The sequence below is a fragment of the Mesorhizobium sp. M0019 genome, from assembly GCF_040323975.1.
Taxonomy (GTDB): domain Bacteria; phylum Pseudomonadota; class Alphaproteobacteria; order Rhizobiales; family Rhizobiaceae; genus Mesorhizobium.
Genome location: NZ_JAMYVK010000103.1, coordinates 1 through 7174 on the forward strand (window position 1 = coordinate 1; position 7174 = coordinate 7174).

Here is a 7174-nt window from a genome sequence, read left to right on the forward strand (position 1 = left end):
CCTCCTTGGGAGGTTTTTCAACGCGGGCCGACACAGGCCCAGCCGCCCCCGTCACGCCGCGGCCCGCATCGAAAAACCTTCACCATCTCTGCCGTAGAGATCAACTTTGCCGCTTCTTGAAACCGGACATTGTATGCGCGTCACAAACTGGCTGGGACCGTGGATGGGCGGCAAGCGCTGCCGCGGCTACGTCTTTGGCTGCAAAATCCGTAATACGGCGCGTCCGTCAACATTGCGAAGCGGCAGAAATACCCGGTGCGATTTCGGATCAACGCCGACGGAGTGCGCATTTTCGGCGTATGGAAATGTGGCAATCACCACGGGCGAGGCCGCATCCTTGATGTCGAGCACCGATAGAGCGCCCGATTCGGAAGCGAGGTAGAGACGGCGCAGGGCAGGGTCGATCGCGAGTACGTCAGGTCTGTGCGCGATCGGCAGGCTATTGAGAACGCGTCCACTGTCGAGCGCCACGACCAATAGCCGATCGTCCTCGTCGCAGGCGACGAACGCTAGTGCTGATCCGGGCGAGATCGCTACTCCATGCGGATGCCTACCGCCATTCAGCCGATACCGCACCGCGACCGCGTGCGATTTGGGATCGATTGCGACAAGCTCATTGGTGTTTTTTACGGCCGCATAGACCCGCTTTGTGATCGGGTCATATTGCACATTGCCGATCAGCCCGCCCAGTTCGACCCGGCCGATGGTTCGATCCGCCTCGCCGTCGATGATAGTCACGCCCTTGCCGAACTCATCTGTGACAAAGATCGTGCGATCGTCCGGGTCGTATGTGATCCCATTTGGAAACACGCCACCGGGTACGCGCGCGATTTCGTGCAAGGTGTTGCTATCGAGGATGACGACTTGACCGCCGCCGCTGCCGATGCCAGCCATCCCAGACGCGGCGGATACGAGGGCGCCGACGCCGTCGCCCGGCACACTGGCATAGACCTTGTGCAACTCCGGAATGGCAAGCACGCCGGTGACCTGGGGATACCCGTTCAGCTCCGTGAGCAGCTTGTTGGTTCTGGTGTCGAATACCAGCAATTTGCCGATGCTCATGCCAGAGATGAACAAACGGCCGGAGCTGGGGTCGAGGCTTTGATAGTCGAACCGGTCGATCTTCGGCCCGAGCGGCACATCGCGCTCAAGCGCGAAGAACTTGTCCGCGGAAGGTGGAGGGGCCGCGAGCGTCGGCACGGAAGCCATGCCTCCGCCCGCGACTTCCAATCCAGCTAGTAGGGCGCGCCACACGCGGGCGGTCTTCAAACGCATCATGAATGACATGCCTTCCGTGTTTCGCGCCCTCGCTGAAAGTTACCCTTCGCGACTGTAGCCCTCATAGAGCTTGGCTGCATTCTCCCACCGGATCGCTTCCATGTAGACGTCGACATAGGAGGCGGCCTTAGCGCCGTAATCCATATGATAGGCGTGCTCGTACATGTCGAGGACAAGCACAGGGCGCCCCCCCGCCAAGGTCGTCGTATGATCGGAGGCCCATTGGTTGACCAGCCGCTTGTCGCGCGGCGAATAGGCGAGGATTACCCAGCCCGACCCACCGCCCTCGGCTTTGCCCATAGCCGCGAATTCGGTTCGCCACTGGTCCACGCTACCAAAGTCCTTCGTGATCGCGTCCGCCAGAGCCCCCTTCGGCGCGCCGCCGCCGCCGAGACCTTGGAAATACGCTTCGTGCAGGATCATCGAGTTCGTGGCGATTAGCTCTTCCCGTTTCAAGCCGTTGATCATGAAGACGGGCGCCTTGGCGAAATCTAGTTCCGCCAATTGCGTGCCGATCGCATTGAGCCGCTTTACAGCGCCGACGTAGTTGTTCTCGTAATGGCTCACCAGCACCTTCTCGGATATGCCCTTAATGTCCTTGGGGTCGAACGGGAGCGGTTTAATCTCATAGTTCATGGGCTTGAGCCTCGAGGTGGAAGATGTTTGAGCCAGAGCTGGGCTCTCAATCAGCGTCGCCGTCGCGGCAGCGCCAACAATGAGTCCGGCATTCCGCATGAAGTCGCGTCGTTTTATTCCGTCGGTCATATGCTTACTCTCTATGGTGATGTGTAGAATCAAGCCGCGCCAGAATGGACGGCCGGCGGTTAGGTGTGAGTTTCACCTAGTAGGGGAGCGCGCCAGGCATACAGGTCGTCAGAGACGGTGATCCCGCAGCGTAGCATTCATGGTCGTCGTTGAGATGGTTAAGGTTTGAGCGATCGAGGGGCGGATTGAGATGGAGATGGTGCCAGGGCAACATGGTTGATTTTCGGCTTTTTGAGGGTTGCCGAGTCATGCCTGGCCTCAAACGCGTACAAGTTCTCGAGTGATGCTTCTGGTGTGGCATCGGTTTCCTCGCTCGGCGGCACGGCTCATCCCGTGAGGAAGCGAAAGCTATGCCTGAATGAAGAATGATACAAGTGTTGCATTTGGATTTGTTCGTGATACGGTTCACTTATGAGTGAGGGGCAATCGCAGGAGCAGCGCTGGCTGCTCCTGATCCATCAACTGCCGAGCAAGCCCGCCTACTTCCGGGTGAAGATCTGGCGACGGTTGCAAGGCATCGGCGCGGTCGCAGTCAAAAGCACCGTTTACGCCCTGCCGGCGAATGCCGAGATGCAGGAGGATTTCGAATGGCTTCTCAAGGAAATCGTCGCTGGCGGCGGCGAGGCCATGATGTGCGAGGCACGCCTTGTCGACGGTCTTTCGGACGCCCAGGTCCGGGCAATGTTCGACGCCGTTCGTGACGCCGACTACGCGGAGATCGTCAAGGAGGCGCGCGATCTGGCCGCAGCGATCAAGGCCGACGCGACATCGGAAAAATATGCGGAAGCGCGTTCGCAGCTCGGCCGCTTGCGCAAACGGCTCGCCGAGGTCGTGGCCATCGACTTCTTCGGCGCCACCGATCGCCTCGCCGTCGAAGGACTGATCGCCGAGCTCGAGACACAGCTTATAGAGGACAAGGCCATGACCAAGGAACCGAAGAAGGCGGCCGAGCCGAGCGAGCTCAAGGGGCGGATCTGGGTCACGCGCCGGGACGTCCATGTCGACCGCATCGCCTGCAGCTGGCTGATCCGTCGCTTCATCGATGCTGACGCGACCATCCGCTTCGTGGCGGGCAAGGGATACGTGCCGAAGGAGGGGGAATTGCGCTTCGACATGTTCGAGGGCGAAATCACCCATGAAGGCGACCGCTGCAGCTTCGAGGTACTGCTGGCCCGCACCGGCATAGCCGATCCGGCGCTGCAGGCCATCGCCGAAGTCGTCCACGATATCGATCTCAAGGACGGCAAGTTCAGTCGCGAGGAAACCACGGGCATCGCCAGCCTGATCTCAGGTATCGCCATGGCGAACGCGGGCGACGAGCAACGGATCGCCGAGGGCGCTTCGGTGTTCGACAACCTCTATCGATATTTCCGTTCGAAACGCGGGTGATCTGAGCCATGGCCAATGCGGAGAGTATCGTGACAGCGCCAAACCGACCAAACGACACGCCGGGCCATGGCGTTTCGTTCGCTGAGGCCACGCGGGTGTGGGCCCGAGTGGCCGCGCTCAGCTTCGGCGGCCCCGCTGGCCAGATCGCCGTGATGCACCGGATCATCGTCGAGGAAAAGCGCTGGATCGGCGAAACGCGGTTCCTGCATGCGCTCAATTACTGCACGCTGCTGCCCGGTCCTGAGGCGCAGCAATTGGCCATCTACATCGGCTGGCTTTTGCACAAGACCAGAGGTGGCCTCGTCGCGGGAATCCTGTTCGTGCTGCCGGGCGCGATCGCCATCATGGCGTTGAGCTGGATTTACGCAATCTTCGGCAATGTCGGCGCGGTTCAGGCCCTTTTCTTCGGTTTGAAGGCGGCTGTGCTGGCAATCGTGCTCGAAGCGGTCTTGCGGATCGGCAGGCGGGCGCTCAGGAACAATGTCATGGTCGGGCTCGCCGCGGCGGCCTTCATCGCTCTCTTTTTTTTCGATGCGCCGTTTCCGTTGGTCATCTTGATCGCTGGTATCATCGGTTTCGTCGGAGGGATATCTGGCTGGGCTTCATTCCTCTCAGGTAACGGACATGGCAAGGTCGGCGGCAAGCAGGTCGCCGATGCTGATACGGCACTTGGCGAAGGGGTGCCTGCGCATACCCGGCCATCCGTCAGCTGGTCGCTGAAGATCGCAGCGGTATGTCTGCTGCTGTGGTTCGTTCCGGTCCTGGCACTTCTGGTGTTTCTTGGGCAAGGCAATGTCTTCACCGACATCGCGATCTTCTTCTCGAAAATGGCGATGGTCACTTTCGGCGGCGCCTATGCAGTGCTCGCCTATGTCGCTCAGCAAGGCGTCGAGCACTACGGCTGGCTCAAGCCAGGAGAAATGCTGGACGGCCTCGGCATGGCCGAGACCACGCCCGGTCCGCTCATCATGGTCACCCAGTTCGTCGGCTTCATGGGTGCCTACCGCGCGCCGGGAGTGCTTAGCCCGCTGGTCGCCGGAACACTCGGCGGTCTGCTCACGACCTGGGTAACCTTCGTCCCCTGTTTCCTATGGATATTCCTTGGCGCGCCGTTCATGGAGACGATGCGCAGCAACAAGGCCTTATCAGCAGCGCTGTCTGCCATCACGGCGGCGGTGGTCGGCGTGATCTTGAACCTGGCGGTGTGGTTCGCGCTTCACGTGCTGTTTCGCGAGCTGCGTGAGGTCAGCTGGCTGGGCATGACGCTGGACGTTCCCGTGTTCAACTCCATCAACCTTCCGTCTCTGGTGCTGACGCTCGGGGCGCTGCTCGCGGTATTCCGTTTCAAGATCGGCATGATCCCGGTGTTGGCGGCATGCTCGATCCTCGGTGTGCTCTATGGCGTTGCAACGGGCTCGATCTAAGCCGTGGGCGCAACCACTCTGCGGCAGGAGTACCCTCGTCGTCGATCTGGCTCAAGCGGCCATAGCCGACGACATCGGCAATCAGGACGGCTGCGAGATGACGTTCCATCCCCCCAATCCTTCGCGGATTGTTACCCGCTTTCCAAGCTTACAGCAGGTCGCAGGTTGATGCCATTGCCGCCGCCCCTGAAAGACAGCTTTTCGGGTCTGTGTACCTTGCTGCATGAGAGCCCGAATGTCGGACAAGGGTCATTCCTTCGCCTCCAGCAGGATTCGGTACTCGGGCGGCGCCTTCAGCAAGGAGTCGATCGCGCCACCTGCTGACGTTTGCGCCGGACGCAGCCAAGTTCACGAGTGGACTCCGAAGCGGTCTATAGATCGGGCGCAGGGAAACGGCAACTTGGAAGCCTTGTTGCGTCTCAGGTCCATAAAGCGTCAGAAGATGAAAGCGCGTGGAGCCTTTCTGATACGTGGCGAACAAAGTTCCGTTCTATCCTTTGACCTCGACCGGCGATCGGCAAGAAGGTTCCGAACGGGTCGATCAGGTGTCCTCTCCTTCCACTAGTCTGCTCCGTCCTTTCTCGCCCGCTCGATGAATTTCTCCGCGACCGCTTTGCCGAGCGCGGCACCGGCCTTGTTGTCCATCGCGTAATGGATGCCGGCCCAGATGCGGGAATCGCCGGCCTCTTTGCCAACCTTGCGGATGAATTCCGCATGGCTGGGAAACAGGTACGCCAGGATCTCGCATCGGGCAGTTGAAAGAGTGGAATGGTTGGACGGATAGCTGGGAAACGGCGGCACCGCGAACAAGGGAGTGATACTCGGGTCAAGCATGTTGGGGCGCGGGTACCAATATGCGAACTTACCGTCGTTGCTTGCAATGAACGCATCGAAATGGATCGTTGCGAGCATCGCGTAAGCCCGCGCGGCGCGCGGCGCGTTCGAATCTGTCTTGTCCTCAAACATCCACTTGCTGGCATAGTCATACCAGCTGGTGAACAGGCCGGCTGGACTTTGCCAGTAGAACGCTTTGGAGCTGTTGGGGAATTTTCGCTCAAATTGTCGGACAGCATCCGTCTCAGCCTTCACGGCCGCGGACTGACAGTCGGGTGGGGCCGGCGGCCTGAATTCATCGGGCGATGCCAGCACGATCGGTTTCCAGTTGGGCATGGTTGCATTGCCTGGTTTATCTCCGACCCACTTGCACGGCCCGGTCGGGACTTTGCCGGTCCAGACAGCGTCGGAGCCATCGGCTTTCGCCCGCGCAATCACCTGCTCTGCGACTCGTCGGCCCAGTTCAAGCCCGGCGGAAGAGTCGCTCGGGAACTGGACACCGGCAAGGACACGCGACTGTGCTGCTTCTTCAGCCATTGCTTGGAACGAGGACGCCTCGTCCGGAAAGAAATGGGAAAGAATCATCGCAGCGGCTCCGGCGGCTGCCGCGTGTTCAGATGGATAGGAGGGACTCCGAGGCGTAGGCAGCGCAGTCGGTAATGTCGCATCCGCCTCGCTTGGGCGGGGACGATTGTAGAAGTACTTCGATTCCCATGCCGCAATGGTGGCGTCGTAGATGGCCATCGTCAAATAGGTGTATATGCGGTGCGCATTGGGCGGGATCTTTTCGCCTGTAAGAAGGCGATTGTTGACGAGGTCGATCCATCGGTAACCGGGCGAGCCGGCATCCCAAAACGTGATCATCGCGGCGGCCTGCGCATCGTTCTTTGCGATGATATCTCGGAGCTGCTCCAGCTCGGCTGTGGAAGTATCCGGTGGGGGCGGGACTCGGAAGTCCTTACCCGACGTGATCACCCACGTCTTCCACGTTCCAGCCTTTGGCTCTATCAGATCCGATTGGGCGAAAGCGCAGTTCACTGACAAAAGGATCACTGCGCAGGCCTTGCATAAAGCGCTGAGCATGTTTGGCCTCCATGGTTAGTCCCCGGCCCAAAGACGGACGCTTTTCTGGCTTTATATCTGCTCCGTCCTAATTTAGCGATCGCTAATTATAATGCCGGACACCGCCGGGCAAAAGGATCAAATATGCGAATAGGGCAGCGTTGTTGGTGTCACATCGGAAGACCGCTGTCTTCCTGATTTGCGGCCCGATTGCCGCTGTGACGGCGGCTGAAAATCCCTCGCGAAGTCGATATTTGCCAACCGGCTTCTTCAGCAGGGCAACGTCAGCTTCCCAGCCCTTCGAGACGTTCCGGTTCGATTGCGGGAATGTCCGCGCTGGTGAAGGTTTTTCGATGCGGGCCGCGGCGTGACGGTGGCGGCTGGGCCTGTGTCGGCCCGCGTTGAAAAACCTCCCAAGGAGG

At 60.0% G+C, this 7174-nt stretch carries 5 protein-coding genes; 2 read left to right on the forward strand and 3 right to left on the reverse strand.

Annotated elements, in window-relative coordinates; translation table 11 throughout:
* Window positions 1-186 precede the first annotated feature (186 nt).
* Both NKK47_RS34510 and NKK47_RS34515 read right to left on the reverse strand, forming a co-directional pair.
* Complete coding sequence (locus NKK47_RS34510; RefSeq protein WP_352579865.1) at window positions 187-1278, reverse strand: YncE family protein; 1092 nt, start codon at window positions 1276-1278, stop codon at window positions 187-189.
* Window positions 1279-1317: 39 nt separating this feature from the next.
* Window positions 1318-1914, reverse strand: coding sequence for a superoxide dismutase (locus NKK47_RS34515; RefSeq protein WP_352531451.1), 597 nt, complete (start codon window positions 1912-1914; stop codon window positions 1318-1320).
* Between the two features lie 540 nt (window positions 1915-2454).
* Between NKK47_RS34515 and NKK47_RS34520 the strand changes: the two genes are divergently transcribed.
* Both NKK47_RS34520 and chrA read left to right on the forward strand, forming a co-directional pair.
* A complete protein-coding gene (locus tag NKK47_RS34520; RefSeq protein WP_352579866.1) occupies window positions 2455-3432 on the forward strand; it encodes a chromate resistance protein ChrB domain-containing protein in 978 nt (325 codons plus the stop codon).
* Window positions 3433-3440: 8 nt separating this feature from the next.
* Window positions 3441-4856, forward strand: coding sequence for a chromate efflux transporter (chrA, locus tag NKK47_RS34525; protein ID WP_352579867.1), 1416 nt, complete (start codon window positions 3441-3443; stop codon window positions 4854-4856).
* 561 nt (window positions 4857-5417) lie between these two features.
* Here chrA and NKK47_RS34530 read toward each other — a convergent pair.
* The gene (locus NKK47_RS34530; RefSeq protein ID WP_352579868.1) at window positions 5418-6773 is read right to left on the reverse strand and encodes a phosphatase PAP2 family protein; all 1356 of its coding nucleotides are present in this window, start codon (window positions 6771-6773) and stop codon (window positions 5418-5420) included.
* Window positions 6774-7174: the final 401 nt, after the last annotated feature.